The 18,220-nt window shown below is 38.0% G+C and carries 9 protein-coding genes; all 9 read right to left on the bottom strand.

The window, feature by feature from the left end:
* Positions 1 to 97: 97 nt before the first annotated feature.
* On the bottom strand, positions 98 to 1,813 hold the full coding sequence (locus ACB104_RS06025) for a carbohydrate binding domain-containing protein (protein WP_370477382.1): 1,716 nt from the start codon (positions 1,811 to 1,813) through the stop codon (positions 98 to 100).
* A gap of 15 nt (positions 1,814 to 1,828) precedes the next feature.
* Entirely contained in the window at positions 1,829 to 2,683 is an 855-nt protein-coding gene (locus ACB104_RS06020; RefSeq protein WP_370477381.1) for a glycoside hydrolase family 16 protein, read from the bottom strand.
* Between the two features lie 20 nt (positions 2,684 to 2,703).
* Entirely contained in the window at positions 2,704 to 4,113 is a 1,410-nt protein-coding gene (locus ACB104_RS06015) for an Ig-like domain-containing protein (protein ID WP_370477380.1), read from the bottom strand.
* Positions 4,114 to 4,125: 12 nt separating this feature from the next.
* A complete protein-coding gene (locus ACB104_RS06010; protein WP_370477379.1) occupies positions 4,126 to 7,281 on the bottom strand; it encodes a glycoside hydrolase family 2 TIM barrel-domain containing protein in 3,156 nt (1,051 codons plus the stop codon).
* Positions 7,282 to 7,666: 385 nt separating this feature from the next.
* On the bottom strand, positions 7,667 to 8,617 hold the full coding sequence (locus ACB104_RS06005) for a PKD domain-containing protein (RefSeq protein ID WP_370477378.1): 951 nt from the start codon (positions 8,615 to 8,617) through the stop codon (positions 7,667 to 7,669).
* Between the two features lie 20 nt (positions 8,618 to 8,637).
* Positions 8,638 to 10,647, bottom strand: coding sequence for a carbohydrate binding domain-containing protein (locus ACB104_RS06000; protein ID WP_370477377.1), 2,010 nt, complete (start codon positions 10,645 to 10,647; stop codon positions 8,638 to 8,640).
* 12 nt (positions 10,648 to 10,659) lie between these two features.
* Positions 10,660 to 12,138, bottom strand: a complete 1,479-nt coding sequence (locus ACB104_RS05995; protein ID WP_370477376.1) for a RagB/SusD family nutrient uptake outer membrane protein — start codon at positions 12,136 to 12,138, stop codon at positions 10,660 to 10,662.
* Between the two features lie 10 nt (positions 12,139 to 12,148).
* Positions 12,149 to 15,166, bottom strand: coding sequence for a SusC/RagA family TonB-linked outer membrane protein (locus ACB104_RS05990; protein ID WP_370477375.1), 3,018 nt, complete (start codon positions 15,164 to 15,166; stop codon positions 12,149 to 12,151).
* A 227-nt stretch (positions 15,167 to 15,393) separates the two neighbouring features.
* Positions 15,394 to 18,198 carry a helix-turn-helix and ligand-binding sensor domain-containing protein gene (locus ACB104_RS05985; protein ID WP_370477374.1) on the bottom strand — a complete coding sequence of 935 codons (2,805 nt, stop codon included), beginning with the start codon at positions 18,196 to 18,198 and terminating at the stop codon, positions 15,394 to 15,396.
* Positions 18,199 to 18,220 lie beyond the last annotated feature (22 nt).

Here is an 18,220-nt window from a genome sequence, read left to right as displayed (position 1 = left end):
CATGTTGTTAACAATTCTCCTTCTTATTCATTGAATAAAAAAACAAACGCCCTTCTAGTTATTGTTCCTTTCTTAAATCTTATACCTACAAAATGTTTTAATTGCAGTTGGTGCAGATAAGAGAAACGTTATCTATAACAACAACTCCTAATTCAGCTCCCATATCAAAAAGAACACGACTATTTGCTATTCCAAAATCGGCAGACGACAAATTCAACGTAAAAGTTTGTGTTGTTGTGGTTAGGCTTACTGTTTCCGTAGCCGCAGTCCAAGGGTCTTGATTTAGTCCAATGCCTGCTAAGATAGTTCTGTTTCTATCGGAGGATGCATCAAACGTAAGCGTGTAATTCTTGCCTTGTTCAATGGCAACCACTTGGCTTAAGTTGACATCAAAAGGATTACCAGCTGCGGTTACATCAGCTAGGTTATACGAATTGCCACCATCCATTTGGACATTTAAGGCATTACCGCTCCATGCTGTGCCACCATTCTCAAAGTCTCCGTTGGTTAAAAGGCCATCATCAAAAGGCCCTACTCCAGAACCTGTTCCGTATAGCACCAAATCATCAAAATAATAGGTGTCCGTATTGTTGGCATTCAAATCAAAGAAAATGACAATTTTATTAAACTTGCCACTATCTGCACCGGTAAAAGGAAACATTAATTCCTCCCATGCACTAGTAACTGAAGTGGTCACAAATTGCTCGGTGCTGTTGCTAGGATTACCAATCTCTTCTAGCTTTATTCTAACTTCAGTATTTGCTCTTGCCGACCAAACTTTTATTTTTAAGCCAGTATTGGAGGTAAAATCTAATTTCGAATCCAAATCTATTTGATTATTGTCCCATGGGTTATTGCCGAGTTTTGTGATTTGACCGACCTTACATGACTTATTAACACCATTATCAAAATCTGGATTATCAATCCAACTAAAATCAGCTCCATCTTCTATAATACTAGCTGATGGGTCTTCCATAAAAGTTAAATTAAAATCGGCTCCAACGAGTGATTGCATGGTTTCACTTTTGCAAGGATCAGGAGGTGTTTCTATTTGAGTAATATCATCAATATAGAACTTTCCAGAAGCAGTTCCGGGACCATCCACAAACATGGTTAATCTTGAATAACTTGCAGCCGAATTAAAGGTGAACATTATTTCTTCCCAACCCGCACCTCTATGGTTTGCAGTAGTTTCTATATTGCCCGAAGTGCCTTCTTCCAATTTGAGTAAGATACTAATTGGTGCATCAGACCAAAAAAGCATTTTAATTGTTTTGAGCGTGGATAAATCCAACGGCGAGCCTAAATCAAAATAAAATCCTTCCCATTGTGAGCCAGAATTTGTGATTTCACCCACTTTTGAGGTGTTAGGGTTTGCTCCGGAAGGGTCGGGGTTATCAACAATATCAAAAGCTACTCCTCCAAAAACTTGGGCTTCATATTTTGTGTTTGCCCCATCAAACGAAATGGGTAGCGAGGCAATTTCAGGTATTAGAATTGTAATTTCACTCTCAAAGGTGTCTGAAGCACCCGCCACATTCATGGCCTTTAAACTTACCGTGTATGTGCCATTCTCAAAGGTTTTTACCGGATTAAACAGTGTAGATGAGGTACCATCGCCAAAACTCCATTCATATTTATAGGCGTTTTCGGAAATATTAATAAACGTTACAGTACCCGTATCTATGTTAACCGTATAGGTGAATGCGGCATCTAATTCAAGAAGTAAAGCATCATCTTCCTCACAACCCATAAAAAAGGTCACAATCCACAATAAGACAGAATATTTAAATATTTTAAGAAGTGTTTTCATTGTTCTCAATTTTTTCTATTTGTTTCTTTGGTAAACCCTTACATAATCGACAAGCATGGTTTGTGGAAATATGGTTGATGCATTTGGTGGCCCAGGTAGTTCTCCGCCCACCGCAAGATTAAGGATGATATAAAATGGACCATCGTTAAACACCCACTCGCCAGGCACGTCATCAGGGGTAATCTGATTGTAAAGCATATCGTCAACATAATAATTAATGTAATTTGGACCCCATTCTATCCCAAAAACATGAAAACCTGTATCGAACCTATCATCCTCTAATTCAAGAGATTTACTGATTGATTCTGCTCCCGAATAACCTGGTCCGTGAACCGTTCCAAATATTCTCGTAGGTTCGTCGCCCACATTCTCCATGATATCAATCTCACCAATTTGAGGCCAAATTTCAGTACCGTTGCTATCATCACCCAGTAACCAAAATGCTGGCCACAAACCTTGCCCCCAAGGTAATCTTATGCGAGCTTCGAACCGGCCATAGGTTTGTTCAAACTTGCCTTTAGTTAGTAGTCTTGCGGAAGTATAGGAAGAGCCTTCAAAATCTTCTTTTTTGGCGGTAATAATCAATACACCATTTTGAACGGTGACGTTTTCAGTACGGTCTGTATAATATTGAAGTTCGTTATTTCCCCAACCATTTTGTCCTGTTCCGATGTCGTAGCTCCACAGAGTAGAATTTGGAGCCCCATCAACATCAAATTCGTCAGCCATTACAAGGTTTGTAATGGTGGTGACCGTTTGTGTTTCGTCTGTTTCGCAGCTAGACATTAATAATATTACTACTGTTAAAGCAGGAAGCAGGACTACATTTACTCTATTATAAATATTCAATTTGTTCATCTTTTTCTTCATTTAATTTTAATGTTAGTGACCTACCTGTAGTAATAAATATTGTCTACGAAAATATCAGAGATTGTAGCATCAGAGATAAAAAACAGCAGCCCAATTTGTGTAGTATTCGCTAAACCAAAGTTTGCAATAGGTATGTCTAAACTTACCCATTGGTCTTGAACAAAGGCACTTCCTGAAAAACCAACTGTTCCTGAAGTCTCGCTGTTACCAACCGAATTTATTAACTGAATATTGATATAATCTCCCGGGTCGATGGCTTCATTCACTTTAATATCCATATGTAAGTGCGTCATGCCAGTTAAATTAATGGAGGGCACATCTAAAAAGGTTCCTATGGCCACAAAGTTTAAATCTGTATAGTTTATTATGGCATCTCCGTTAACATCCAGAGGAGGGGTTCCTCCCTGCGTGGTTTGATATGGAGCAAAAAATCCATTGTAATAATCTATTGGAACATTGTTATAAGCATCGCAAAAAACAGATATTACGTCCCCTGGAGCTCTGTTGGGTGGTATTGGGGCAAAGTCGAATGGCCCTGTAACATCCAAAGCAAGTGAACCTGAAGCCTCAACATCACCTATTCTTGCTGAAATAGTAGCGGTTCCAACATTTAACACCGATACAATCCCGTTTTCGTTTACCGTAGCAACATTAGTGTTAGAGGATTCAAAATTAAAATATGATGGCATTGCAAGAACTGATACATTCCCTTCTGGGGTGCTTAATGTCTGTGAAAGTCCAGTAATCTGAATCGGGATATCAAGAAAAGCACGTTGCTCTAAATCTTCACCATTTAAAATTGCTGGACGCGCTTGGGCAACAGTGCCCAATTTTTCAAATTTTACCTCATCTAACCAAAATGTGTACGCAAACCCACCCGTGTCCTGTGAACCGGCAGCGTACCAAAGCATTCCTCGTTCTTCTGTTAACTTGGATGGGTCAGGAATTGGAATGATGTATTTTACCCAATTAGTGCCTAAAGATATATTGGTTCTGGTAACCTGGTACTTGTTCCCCAAAAAGTCCTGTCCGAAACCAATTTCTCCTATATTTACACCTTGCGAAGCTCTAGCCCAAAATGTGAGCGCATCAAACTCAGTTAGATTTCTACCAGCTCCATCTATTCTAAAAATGGCGCCTGCAAAATTTCCTTCAGGATCGTTAGCATTGGGCACATCAAAACGCATAGATGCGCTACTTTCATAACCTTCATCCTCATCAACGCTCCAGGCTGTTGCTTTTGAGCCTGAAAAGGGGAAATAGAAATTTGTTCCTAAACCAACAGGTGAGTCTGTAAATATTTCTCCTTGTTTGCCAAATGTGGCAGGCTCGGCCTTATCTGATAAATCTCTTTCGCAACCTGTAACGACAATGAAAAGGAAGCTAAAAAAGACTGTTATATTTCTGTAAGTGAATTTAATATTTTTCATTTTCATTTCGATTTATTTGCCAATATTAATGTGAACGTAAGTTCTTATTTCCCATTCTTGTCCATCATCAAATCCTACTGAACTCAACCTAGGTTCTGGAGGAAATGTGTTTGGAATCGCAGCGTTTGGAGAATAACGAGGTGAAAACTCGTTAAGGGAGCGCCAAGTGCCTCGTAATCCTATTTTCGTGTCTGGAAGAATAAACCAATCAGGCTTACCCAAACTTGTAGAAATATCTAGCATTAACTGAACCGGAAAGGTCAAGTTGAAATCTCGATGATAATCATAAGGACCCCAATCGTCAATCTTAAATGAATGCTCAACCTTCCATTTTTTGTATATAAGCCTTATATCACCTCCTATTCTTTCTATAACCCTTTTGTCATCACCATTGGCTTGACCGTTACCTACATATAAATTACCTATTAATGCCAAATCTGGACTTACTTTTGAAACTATGCGCGAATGGGCTTCCCATAAATCTTCCGCCGGTGCAGAATTACCAAATGGTGCACCAATACGAGAGTTCTCAAAAAAGCCAATCGCGGCATCCATTGTAGTTGGTAAATGACGATAAACAAACCCAAGATTAAAAGCAAGTTTAGCGTCTTCGCTTCTGTCATTATCCCACTCATAAAACCAAGATCCAGGTGTGGGGTCATAGGTAAATAAAATCTCTCCGGCAGTAGTTTTCCTGTTGGCCCTGACAGCAAAAGGGTCATCCTGTATATTTCTCAACCTAGCTGGAGCTGGAGCATCATTTGGTATGGCATCAACAAGAGGTTCTTGCCATAAAAAATTTGGCGCTATTTGCACATTACCTATTGTATAGGCAAATCCGGTTAAGAAACTGTTTTGGTTTCCACTTCCATTGTCCTTCAATTTCCATCCTGTAAATGTTCTTGTTTGATCGTAACCTCCATTAGCTACCAAACCTGCTGTAGCGCCAAGGGCATACCAATTAAATTTTCCCTTTTGGTATGTAATTTTGGCTTTTGCCCCCCAATTGTCTTCAGTGCCTATTTCATCATCATAAACCGTGTAATTTCCGGGTGAACCTGTAACGTATTGAAATTCTCGGCCGTTTAGAGGCTGTCCTCCCCAAATTCCGCCGGCTTCCAATTTAAAACTGCCCATTTCTCGTTCCACATGTAAAGTTGCCCTTCTGGTTTTCGGCATAGGTATGGCAATCGATGAAACAGCTGCACCTGCATTATCAACATCCTCATGATACAAACCTGTTAATCCCCAATGCCCTAAATGTGTGCTATACTTAACTAAAAATGCCGGATTTGCACCCCACCATAACTGTGGCCCAAAAGCTGCTTTGAAGCCTTTAAATGCTCTGTGTCCATCAATTTCCATACCTAATATTTCACCTTGATAGATGTCCAAATTAGGTCCATAATTCGCTTCTGGATATAAGCCAAAAAAATCACCCTCATATCCCCAATGGTAATGGCCTGTTCTGTAAAATCCTCTAACATCGGCTTGTTTTGTCTTCCATTCATATTCTGCACTGTAAACCTGTAAACGGTTGATATCGGGTATCGTTACCACATCACCGTCTTCACCCCTTACTGAAACAGGGCGACCACGATTTTCGTAAAAAATTTCATTAATAGGATTTGATGCTACATTACCAATAACATTGAAGTTTACATCGGCATGCATATTAGGTGCTGGATTTCCCTCAACACCAATATAAAAAGATTGCATGTGGTCAAACCCTAATTCATCAGGAAAGACCGTACTATTTGGATCGGCAGTTTTAGGGGTAGTAATCAAGGAACCACCTGTGCTGAAGGTTGTAAACTCGGCCCTTAGATTGCTCAATTTTATTTTTCCTCCGCCTTTAGCTTCAAGAGCCGCTTTATCTCCACGAGCTCTTAAAACCGCATCCATTAAGTTGATGTTATTAAAATAATTTTGAATAAAATCTGCGTCAACACCATCTTCATATGGATTTAATTGATGTGCTTCCTTTAAGGCATAATAAGCGGCTCGTGGATATAATTCGTAAAGCCCTCTTGGACTAGTTGGTCCTTTGGCACAGATACCAAACCACTCCTCGTTCATATTGTTTTCTCCTGGGGCAAGGTCAATTGAATAACCACCGTTCGCCCAAGAAGCATTGGTATCATGCACATCTGCATTCTCACGATTATCAAAACCATACTTCCACCAACCATCACTAAACTGAAATGTAAAACCCCCTATGGAATTTTCGGCTTTACCCAATCCCGCCGCATTAGCGTAAATTTCTCTCCAATTCTCAACCATATAATAAGCCTGTGATTTTTGATCCTCTTTATTTTCAATGGCATTAAATGCATCAGCCCCAAATTCAGTAAACATAATAGGCTTATCGAACTTTTTCTTTACAACATCGAACATGTCTGTAAATGAAGGGCCCCGATAACAATTTACCCCGTAGATATCAACATCTTTGCATTCATCCGCAACAATGTCAATAAACAATACATCTCCGTTACAAATAGCTACTGGATGAGAGGCATCCATCTCTTTCATCATTTTAGCTGCTGTGTTCATCAAACGATACATAGGCCTCCCTCGGCTTTCACCAATAAAATTTATTCTGCCTTCATCGTCTGGAAAATCTTCGGTTTCGGCTCCAGCCCAGAACAACCCATAATTATTTTCGTTACCTAAGAGGTATAGCAATAACCCAGGTGTGTTCTTATATTCTTGAACCAAGGTTTTTATATCGTTTAGAAGATGTTCCTCAGTTGTTGGGTCGTCGTAAATGGTTACGGGAGTCCAAACACCATTTAAGGTTAGCCCATAACGTCCAAAGGAGTGGTTCAACATGGTGTAAATACCGTAATTTTCATAGATGTATTTAATCCATCTTGCCGGAACACCAGTATATTGACGAATTACATTTACATTCATGTTTTTGAGGAGTGACATCTCGGTGTCTAGACCCGCTCTGATAACATCGTCAGGCTTATTCCAGAAATCGGCATTTACAGTATTTGTACCTATTGGTATATAGTCCCAGTTTACACCGTTAATCATAAATTTCTTATTATTAACAGTTAGATACTTGCCCTCACTGTTACTTTCAACTTTCACCCTATCTGTCTGAGCAAAAAAAGTGGTTGTAAACAAAATCAAGGCTAATTTTAAAAGGTGTTTATTCATGATGTTTCAGTTTAACTTCTCTATTCGTTTTATTTAGTTGACTACCCAAAAAAGGTAATTAAAGATTGTTAATCGGTGGAAGGTTAAGGTGGGGTGGGGCGTGGTTTAGTAAATTTAGGCCTTTAAAATATCAAATTCGCATTTTAAACCACTACAAAAAGAATACATCACAAAAAAAATTAAATATTATTACAAAAACCTCAATAAAGCCAATGTTTTAATGCAATTCTTACTATTCTTAAACAATGTTAATTTGAAAGAAAAGCGAACAATGTTGTGGTGTTGTATGGGTGGAAGCTCCTTTTTTATCAAAAATGTTTTAAAGAGAGTATTTGCCAAAAGGCAAATACTCTCTACTATCATTACATTTAACTTGATAAGTTGGCTACATCACAGGTTTTTCGGTTTGGTAAAAACAATACCAAGCCCTAGGACCTTCTTCAATTCTAACTTTTAAAGTGTTGTTTGTGATTTCTATAATTTCCAATTTACTCGAGGTTTCGCCAACATACCAACACATAAACCCTCCGTCAGAAATATTTATTGTAGTACCTCTGTAGGTAGGATCAACCGCATCCTCTGTTGCAATTGAAGATGATGGGGTGAACTTGACCTTCTTAATTCCGTTAACCGATGGTGCAACTTCTGGCCCGTGGCATGTGTCTCCAGCGACACCAATGGACCCGGCGTAGTCTCCTGGTGTATAGACTATATCAGTCAATTGCTCGAAAGTTAACTCGCCGTCAACAGATTGTGTGAATTCAAACTCTGCATCATACATACATAATTTGTCTGGCCACCAAGGCCCAGCATCAAACCAATTTGCATACGTGTGCTCGCCACCTGACATCACATCATTTGGTCCTAATCCAATGTTACCGGTTTTATCCGCAGCCCAATACCAGATTTTGCTATTTCCTGCACCGCCACTTAAAAAATCTTTAGCCTCTTCGTCTTCAAAAGAGCTAAAAACATCAATATTCATTGATTTTGCTGTAGTAACACCTCCACGCCCAGATGCCAAAACGGTTACTGAATAGGTGTTTAAATCTGTTAAGCTAAACCTATGTGTCACTTTGCCCGAAGGTGCTGCGACTAAACCTGAATCATCACCAAAATCAAACAAATAGGTTATAGCTCCTGTGGCCGATGCTTCAAAATTTACAAATCCAGAACCATCTCCATTAGGGTTATCCGCATCTACACCAACTATCTCTGCTGTAAGTGTTACATTGGTTGGCGGGATAAGTTCTCCAAATTCCCCTTCATCGTCTTGACAGCCTGTTAATAAAAACAAGCTTAAGAAAGGAATTAAAATATATTTTAAGTTTTTCATAATTATCTTTGTTTAATGCATTAGTTAGAGGTTAAAGCAACATTGTCAATATTAACTTGCCCAGCTTCAGCACCCATGTCAAATATTACTCTAGCATCTAGGGCGCCCCAATCTGCAGCTAATAATGTTAAGGTGTATGTTGTTCTGGTTGTCGTGATATTAACAGTTTCTACAGTACTTGACCACGGAGCTGCGCTCAACCCAATACCAGATATTATTGCTCTGTTGGTATCTGACCAAGCATCAAAGGTCAAAGTATAGGTATTGCCTGAAATAATTTCAACTTTCTGGCTCATGTTTACATCCCATGGGTTTCCGGCTGCGGCAACATCTACCGAAAAGTATGTGTTTCCTCCATCCGTTACAACGCTTATAGGCGCGTTATCATCTGTTCCAACAATCCATGGGTCTGCCCCTGCTTCAAAATCGCCATTTACCAATAACCCATCATCAAAAGGACCATCTCCTAAAAACAGACCAACGTTATCAATATTTACCATACCTGCTTCGGCTCCTAAATCGAATATCACTCTAGCATCAGGTGCGCCCCAATCTGTAGCCACTAGGGTTAGTGAATAAGTTGTTCTTGTAGGTGTAATATTTACAGTTTCTACACTGCTAGACCACGGCGCCGCACTCAATCCGATACCAGTAACAATCGACCTATTAGTATCTGACCAAGCATCGAAAATAAAGGTATAGGTTTCGCCTTGAATTATTTCAACCTTCTGGCTCATGTTTACATCCCAAGGATTTCCGGCTGCGGCAACATCTACAGAGTAGTAGGTGTTTCCTCCATCTGTTACGACATTTACCGGTGTATTATCATCGGTTCCTACAATCCATGAATCACTACCAAAATCAAAGTTTCCATTGTTTAGTAAGCCATCGTTGAAAGGCGCTGCACTTGGTTTATAGAAGTAAAGGTTGTCTATAAATACCGTTCCTGTTGCCCAAGGTTCACCAACAAATTTTAACTGGAATATTTCCGTTACCGTAAGTCCTTGGTCGGTATATTCTGAAATAGGAATGTCCAGGCTTGTCCATTCTCCAGCGGTTAAATCACTCCATACTGGTTTTTCAGTTACAGTGCCAGAAGCATTATTGATTAAAGAGGTTTCTAATGATAAACCTTCGTCCGCAGTCCATACATCCAAATGCAGGAATTCCATGCCAGAAACATCAATGGAAGTTCCGTCAGCCAAGGCAATACCTTGATAGCTTAGATTAATGTATTGTAACATTTTGTCTCCGTTTAAATCGAATTCTGCCCAAGAACTTCCTTGACCACCCTGACCCCAATCTGGGAAAAAGTTAGTGTCTGGTACATCGTTATATTTCTCACTGTAAAGTGAGATAACATCTGTTTCTTGTCTTGTTGGAGGCGCTGGTGCCGAAGCAATTGGTTGAAGTATTTCGGTCACTTGAAATTCTTCCACATACTCCGTTGTTTCAATTGCGGCTCCCATGACCACGACACGAATGGTGTAAGTTCCGGGCTCCTGATAACCATAAGAAACGGTGTCGCCAATATTGGCAATAACCGGGTCGTCGATTCCTTGTTCGCCAAAATAAACTTCATATGACACCGCAAAATCTGCATTGGCCGTAACGTTTACTTGTTTAGAAATGGCTAAATCGTTTTCAATAGTAACCACTACGTTTTCTGGAGCTTTGAAGGATACAACCAACTCTTGAGAAATTTGTGTTTTTAATCCAGTAATACCTAAAGCTTCAATGTTAACGGTATAGGTGCCTTCTTCGTAAACGTGCTCTACACTTTCACCTTGAAGTAAGTTTACCGTCTCTTCTGTACCATCTCCAAAAGAAACATTGAAATTTGAAGCTCCTGTAGCGTTTGGTGTAATTGTCACCAAACCTGTGTTGTCTTGAGTAACCTTAAACAACGCAGAAACATCTGTTGGAGCAACTACATTGTCTAAGAAACCTAAATCGTTATCGTCCTGCTCGCAATTGGTAGCTAAGACAACTACCATAAGAAGACTAAATATATATTTTAATGTTTTCATATCAATTTTTTATTAATTATCATATCCTGGGTTTTGTGCCCATGTTCCACCCGCCAATTCAATTTCTTCAAATGGAATTGGAAACAACTCATGCTTACCTTTTACAAAGCCAGGGATGGCTTGTTCAGCCCGATCTGTTCTTACAAGATCAAAGAAACGATGACCTTCGCCCATCAATTCCACACGACGCTCTTTAAAAATGTCATTAGTAAGGTTAGAACCCGAGGTTGTAACATTTGATAACATGGCTCTATTTCTTACCTGATTTAGATAAATTTTTGCTCTATCATCACTTATGTTTCCTCTGTTTAACGCTTCCGCTGCCATTAGTAAAACATCTGCATATCTAATTGCGCGCGTGTTATTAGGGTTTGTTAGCGCCGCATCTGGACGATTGGCATCTCCTTTTCTGGCAATATATTTTCTGTTAAAGTATCCTGTTTGCTCATAACCGGCTGTTTCGTCATAACTTGCCGTTGGGTTATCGGCTATCCACTGCTCGATATCAAGAATTGTGTAGCCCAATCTGATGTCGCCGTCTTCAAAAGCATCAACTGCCTCTTGAGTAGGTACGTTGAAACTATAGCCAAAGTCAAACACAGGACCTGAATAGCCTCTTACACCATTAAAGCCAATAGCGTAGTTGCCTTCAAGACAATAGAAACAATCGTAACTACCCCCGTCCACATCAGAATACTGAACTTCGAAAACAGATTCAATGTTGTTTTCATACTCATTCTCCCACATTAAAGGGGCAATATTTGACGGCAATAAATCATGTGGGCCATTATTAATAAGGTTTTCAAGTACTTCGGCAGCTTCAGGGAATTTATTTTGATACAAATAAGCTTTTCCCAATAAAGCCTGAGCCGCACCTTTTGTGATTCTTCCCGTTTCACTCTGTGTGTACGGTAAATTGTCTGCGGCAAAAATTAAGTCTTGCTCGATTAATTCATAAATGTCTGATGCGGGTGTTCTTGCAAGGTCAAATTGATCACCGAACTGAATGCGCTTATCAACCACCAATGGCACATCGCCGAACCATTTTACCAATTCAAAATAGTAAAAAGCTCTTAGAAAACGGGTTTGTGCCAACACGCTTTCTTTGCTTGGAAAATCTGTTTTGTCCTTGAACTCCATGATGTAATTTGCACGGTTAACTCCGGTATACATCCAGGTCCAAATATCTCTTAATTGCGCATTTACCGGCGTGTGTTCCATATCATCAATCTCCTGAAAACCAGGAGTATCGGTGGCACTTTCACCTCCACACAAGGTGTTGTCTGAAGCTATCTCGCCTAATTGAAAGTTTTTTGCTGTTGCCTGTAACATGTCATATGCAGCAACAAGCGCTTCTTGGTAATCTGCCTCTGAATTGAAAAAATCTTCAGAGTTTTTCTCAGGTGAGGGTACGTCTATAAAATCATCGGCACAAGAAAACACGAACACCAATGAGATTAACAGTATGTATTTAATTTTTAAAGTTTTCATAATTTCTTGTTTATAGTTTCACGTTTACACCAAATAGAAAGGTTTTTGCGCTTGGATAGAAGCCTTGGTCTATGCCTCCGCCAATAGGAGCTCCGCTTGAAGCTGTTGGATCAAAGCCTTTATACTTGGTTAGCGTAAACAAATTATTTGAAGACACATAAAGCCTTAAACTAGTAACTTTGGAATTTTCCAATAGTTTTTCAGGAAACGAATACCCTAATTGAATGTTTTGTAATCGAACAAAAGAACCGTCTTCAACATAAAAATCAGAGAACAAACCATTTGGCGTTGCTCCATTTGACACTCTCGGGAAAGAGTTGCTTGTGCCTTCTCCAGTCCATCGGTCTAAATAAGAAATAGTTCTATTTGTTAATTGTTGCCCACGTTCGTAGTTACGGACTATTTCGTTACCTATCGATGCGAACGCATAGGCTGAAAAATCAAAATTTTTGAATTCCAAAGAAACGTTCATACCCATAGTTGCATCAGGCAATGGATTTCCTAAATCAACACGGTCGTCTAAATTTATAACGCCATCATTATTTTGGTCAACATATTTTAAGTCTCCTGGCTGCGGCGCAATATCTCCTATTGCCGAAGCATCAATTTCTGCTTGGTTTTGAAATACACCCGCTGTTTGATAACCATAAAAATAACCTAGTGGAAAACCAGCTTCCATTCTTGATGGTGCAGGTTGGCTTATACCAAATGACCCACCAACAAGAAAACCATCGTCAGTGTTTACTGAAACAACTTCGTTTTTAAGGTAAGTAACGTTGTAATTAACACTAAGTTTAAAATTATCATTAAACCTGTTGCTATAGCCAATAGCAAACTCAAGCCCTTCGTTATCCACAACACCTCCATTAACCACTGGAGCGCCACCTACACCCAACAGACCCGATACTTGAGGCACTACAAGTAAATCCTCTGTTCTTCGTTTAAAATAATCGGCTGTTATATCAACCTTATTATCTAAAATCCTCATATCAACACCAACGTCAAAGGTTTTTTGTTTTTCCCATCTAATTTCCGGATTGGCAATACCTCCGGTAGCAGTTCCTATTACCTCTTGGTCGTTAAAAATGTATGTTCCCTCTCCGTTTAACAGAGAAACATATCTGTAATCTGGAATTCTATCGTTTCCTAAAATTCCATAAGAAGCTCTAAACTTTAACAGGTCGAAAAAATTATTGTTCTGAAGAAAATCTTCGTCTGAAGCAACCCAGCCAATAGATCCTGAAGGGAAATAACCGAACTGGTTTTCTGGACCAAACTTGGTTGACCCATCTCTACGAATAACTGCAGAAAGAAGGTATTTTCCTTTGTAATCGTATTGCAACCTTGAGAAATAGGACAATAACCTAGAATCAAAAGTTGGGTTTCTTCCGGTAAATCTATTGATGTTTTCTATATCTGAAGCTTGCTCCAAATTGGCGTTTGCTTCAATATTACCAACAATATCAAAACCTGTTGCGCCTGTAAACTCACCTGTGGTTTTAAACACCGATGTTCCTAAAAGTATGTTGACCTTGTGAATATCATTAAAAGTGTTCTCATATTTGATGAAGGCATCAAAAGTGTAATCTCTAAAATAATTTAACCCTTCGAAAACGCTGCTTCTTTCAACATTGCTGTTCTTTCCACTACCGAAAAAAGCTATGGGGTTAAACACTTTTGAATCTACCTCAGAATAATTAAACTGTATATTGGATTGGGCAGTAAAGTGGTCTAAAAAATTATAGGATAACCCAGCGTTTCCGCTCAACCTAACCACTTTGCTATAGTCGTAAGTGTCATCAATTTGGGCCAATGGGTTTATAACCTCGCCCCCTAAACCTTCTGCCAAGGTATAACGCCCGTTTGCATCTCTAACACTAAATGTTGGTGCCATGTTAATGGCATTGAAAAGCACTGATGAGTTTGAATTTTCAGGAAGGTTCTTCTTGTTGGTACGCATCAACGTAAGTCCTGCATTAAATTTAAAGTTATCTAAAAAATCTAGGCTATAGCTCGCATTGTTTGTAAAACGTCTAAAAGCTGATTTGCGACCTCCTACTATACCGTTCTGATTTAAGAATGAACCACTATAGGAATATGTTGATTTTTTACCACCACCTTTGAACATAATGTTATGGTTGGTCATGGGTGCGGTTTCAAAAACCTCGTCTTGCCAATCGGTACCCACGCCCAAGCTAGACACATCTGTAAAAGGAATGGCACTTCCTCCTGCCGCAAATGCCTCATTAACCAATAAAGCATATTCTGTAGCATTTAACAATGGTATCTTTCTTGTAGTTTCTTGAATACCATAATAAGCATTGTACTCTACCGTAATAGGCATTTCCTTTCGGCCTGTTTTGGTTTTAATTAAAACCACACCATTCGCCGCACGCACACCATAGATCCCTGCAGTTGCGTCTTTAAGAATGTTAATGCTTTCAATGTCGCCAGGATTTACAACGCTTAAATCTTCAATAACGTTTCCGTCTACCAAAATCAACGGTCTACTGTCTCCGTTTGTGGAAACACCTCTGATACTGATGGTAGAAGCTCCACCAGGGGTACCGGTCTGTGAAGTAATGTTCACCCCTGCAACTTGACCTTGCAGAGCTTGCTCAATTCTGGTGGGCTTTAAAGCTTCAATGCTTTCACTAGACACCACACTTACAGCACCTGTTACTTCTTTTTTGGTTTGTGTACCGTAACCTATTACCACAACTTCATCTAGTTGTGCTAAATCTTCTTTTAATTGAATGGTCAATTGTTGGTTACTTGAAATAGTAATTTCCTGAGTTACATAACCTATATAACTTACCGAAATTACATTACCTATTTCAACCCCTGCTAAAGTAAAGTTACCATCAAAATCGGTGGTTGTACCTTTACTTGTATTCTTTACAATGATATTGGCTCCAGGAATAGGGAACCCTGTTTCATCTTGAACAACTCCAGATAGGTCAATAGTTTGAGCACTGGAGAATGCCACAAAGAAAAAGGCTAAAATTTTAATTAGCGTTTGTCTCATAAATTTTAGTTTTAAGTTTCGGTAAAATTATAAACACATTTTGCTGAATTGAAATTTTTAGCCACAACAAAAAATATACAATATAAAAAATGTCGTTGTTTTTTAAGGATATCTTAAAAAAACACGATGTTTATTGGCTTTTTCAATTATTGATGTTTGATCGTGTATTATGAAAAACCTATAAATGTTGTGTGGTTGTATAGGTAAAAATAAATAATGTAGTGTTGTTATATTTCTAAAATGTAGTCTGTTAAGCTAGCTTCATGCTCTAATTCTAGCTTTTTTCTAAGTCTATATCGTTTTACCTCTACACTCCGGGGTGATATATTTAATAATGGGGCTATCTCTTTGGAGGATAAATTTAACCTTAGGTAAGCACACAACCTTAAGTCGTTTGAGGTTAATGAGGGGTGCTCAGTCTTTATTTTCTTTAGAAAATCCTTATCAGCATTGTTAAAAGCTTCTTCAAACAATTGCCAATCATCCGTATTATTTAAGTTTCTGTCTATTATCTTTATAACCCTTTTAATATTCCTTTCATCATCCGCATGCTGCAGCTCCTTCTTTATACTGTTTAAAAACTCATTCTTTTTTATTAGGCTCATTGTAGATATGGCCAACTCATTGTTTTTATTCTCAATATCCTGCCTTAGTTTATCATTGTTAAAACGCATAAGTTGCTGCTTATTTTCAAGCTCCTTTAATTCCAACTCTCTTTGAGCTTTCAACAATAAGCGCTCTCTTTGTTTTCTGTAGTAACGCTTGTATATGTTATGCATTAGTAATGAAAAAAGTAGTACTATAAGAATGTATGTGGCTATCATTATATTAGACAGAAGCCACGGCCGTTGTATTATAAAACTATAGGACGCTGTGTTGGCCGACATTGTACTTCCTACCCGCGCCCTTATCTTAAAGGTATAATTACCGTATGGAAGGTTTTCAAAAGTTGCATTTGGTTCTGAAAACCAATTGCTCCAATCATTTTGTAAACCTATTAATTGATATTGGTACTCGGTATCCAAGTATTTTTCGAATTCAATAACATTAAATGTAAAGCTTAAATTCTTAAACCTGTTCTCAAAGTCGCCCATTTCAGCAGCTCTATTAAACTCGATGCTTTCGCCCTTAAGGCTGCTTACCGAAATATTATTTATTGATATATTATATGTTTTTTCCTTTAATTTTTCCAAATCCAGTAAAATGTAACCTGAAGAGGTTCCTATTAAATATTTTTCATCCTCTAAATATGATATGTTTTCATATCCTGTAAGTGCCCTGGGCAAGGCTTTAGATAATGGTATTTTATCTATTTTTGGCACACCACTTAACGAACTAACCGATAAATGGTTTAAATTTCTGCTCGAAAAAGCCCACAGCGTATTTGTTTCTGTAACTGAGATTAATCTTCCTGAGGTATATTCTTCCCCGTCAAAAAGATTCGATAGAATTGAATCTCTAACAAAAGTGTCGTTTTCTAATTTATACTTAAAAACACCTGTTTTAAACCCTAAAAACAAATCGTCTTTATAGGCAATAATGCTTGAATACTTTTCTCTGTCAAATATTGGGTTTTTATCAGCTTCAATAATTTTTTTGAAATCATCGTCAACCGTTAGCCTAAAAACTCCTTTATATTCATGACTCACAAAAATATAGCCTTTATAAAATTCAAAAAACCTACTGGACAGATCAAATCCTTCAATTTTATTTCTCAGACCCCAATTCCCATTAATCTTTTGTAATATGTAAAGCCCGTCATAACTCCCTTGAAGTATTAAGTCATTATTTACTGGAATTGGTTTTAAGTTCCAGGTCCCCTGATTAATGCCTTCTATTTTGGTAACTTTCTTTGTATTAATAATTGAAGTCCCGGTATCGTGGCCACAAAAAAGCGTGTCATCAATAATCGTAAGACTCCAAACAGCCTCTTGAACAGTATTGATATTAACAAAGTTAGATTTTGAATCATAAGGTTTATAAAACAACCCTTGGTTAGTGCCAACATACATAAAACCTTTATGAACGGCTGAAGTATAAATAGTTCCTATTTTGCCTTTGTCATCATTATAAATTCGAAATGGTGAGGACATATTAATGCAGTTTATTCCATTTTCCAATGCCAACCAAATATTGTGCTCAGCGTCTTCAAATATCCAGTGTACTGTGTTGTTGCTCAATCCATTTACAACATCCATTCTCAAAATAATTTCCCCATTGGCCGAAATATGTAAAATACCATTTGATCGTGTTCCTAAAATATAGCTTCCGTCATGAAGTTTTAAACTTCTAAAAACACTTAAATCAGACAAGGTTTTATTAGCCGGTATATCCCATTTAATTAAACTACTTTCATCAAAAATGTAAAATCCATCATTTTCTGTTTCGAGCAGCAATTTTCCGTTTTGCATAAACACATTTACCAACCTATTTTTGTTTAAAATAGGATGATTTGAGACTAGTTTTGGTTTACCTTTTTCTATTTTAAACAGGCCTTCTTTGGTCATCTGGAAATAAATATCTCCATCAACTTCAAAAACTTTGTAAATGATTGAATCAGAATTAATAATTTTAAAAGTCTCATTTACCGTATCGAAAATATAAATGCGTTTTAGCGATTGAAACAAAATATAATCATCAATATTAATGATATTCCAAAACTCTTCATCTTCCATTAAGGGAGTTTCTAAAGTTTTAGACAAGGAAGTATACTTAAGTGCTTCATTTTTGTTTTTTTTCCAATAGCCAAAATCCCCATTACAACCAGTATAAATCGAATCATCGATAATCTTTACCGACCTGATGATAGTTTCATTGGGCGATGGATATAATTCCCAATGAGCACCATTGAACTCCAACAATCCTCTATTGTTGGCTACATATATATAATTATTTGCAGCTTGAGAAATAGACCAATTTTGTGTTTCTGCTTTGTAGTCTTTGGTTGAATAAACTTTTATCGGTGGATGCTCTTGAGCATTGATAAAAATACTTGCTAAAAAGAATAAAAAATTTGCTAAAGAAAACCTCAAAACTTATAACAATTATTTTTGT

This window comes from Tamlana flava (assembly GCF_041287255.1).
Lineage (GTDB): Bacteria > Bacteroidota > Bacteroidia > Flavobacteriales > Flavobacteriaceae > Tamlana > Tamlana flava.
Note: the sequence above shows the minus strand (reverse complement) of the source record. Positions and strands in the feature narration are given on the sequence as shown.

Coding starts and splice junctions, on each gene's coding strand:
- ACB104_RS06025 (WP_370477382.1), bottom strand. CDS start 1,813: ATGAAAACACTTCTTAAAATATTTAAATATTCTGTCTTATTGTGGATT.
- ACB104_RS06020 (WP_370477381.1), bottom strand. CDS start 2,683: ATGAAGAAAAAGATGAACAAATTGAATATTTATAATAGAGTAAATGTA.
- ACB104_RS06015 (WP_370477380.1), bottom strand. CDS start 4,113: ATGAAAAATATTAAATTCACTTACAGAAATATAACAGTCTTTTTTAGC.
- ACB104_RS06010 (WP_370477379.1), bottom strand. CDS start 7,281: ATGAATAAACACCTTTTAAAATTAGCCTTGATTTTGTTTACAACCACT.
- ACB104_RS06005 (WP_370477378.1), bottom strand. CDS start 8,617: ATGAAAAACTTAAAATATATTTTAATTCCTTTCTTAAGCTTGTTTTTA.
- ACB104_RS06000 (WP_370477377.1), bottom strand. CDS start 10,647: ATGAAAACATTAAAATATATATTTAGTCTTCTTATGGTAGTTGTCTTA.
- ACB104_RS05995 (WP_370477376.1), bottom strand. CDS start 12,138: ATGAAAACTTTAAAAATTAAATACATACTGTTAATCTCATTGGTGTTC.
- ACB104_RS05990 (WP_370477375.1), bottom strand. CDS start 15,166: ATGAGACAAACGCTAATTAAAATTTTAGCCTTTTTCTTTGTGGCATTC.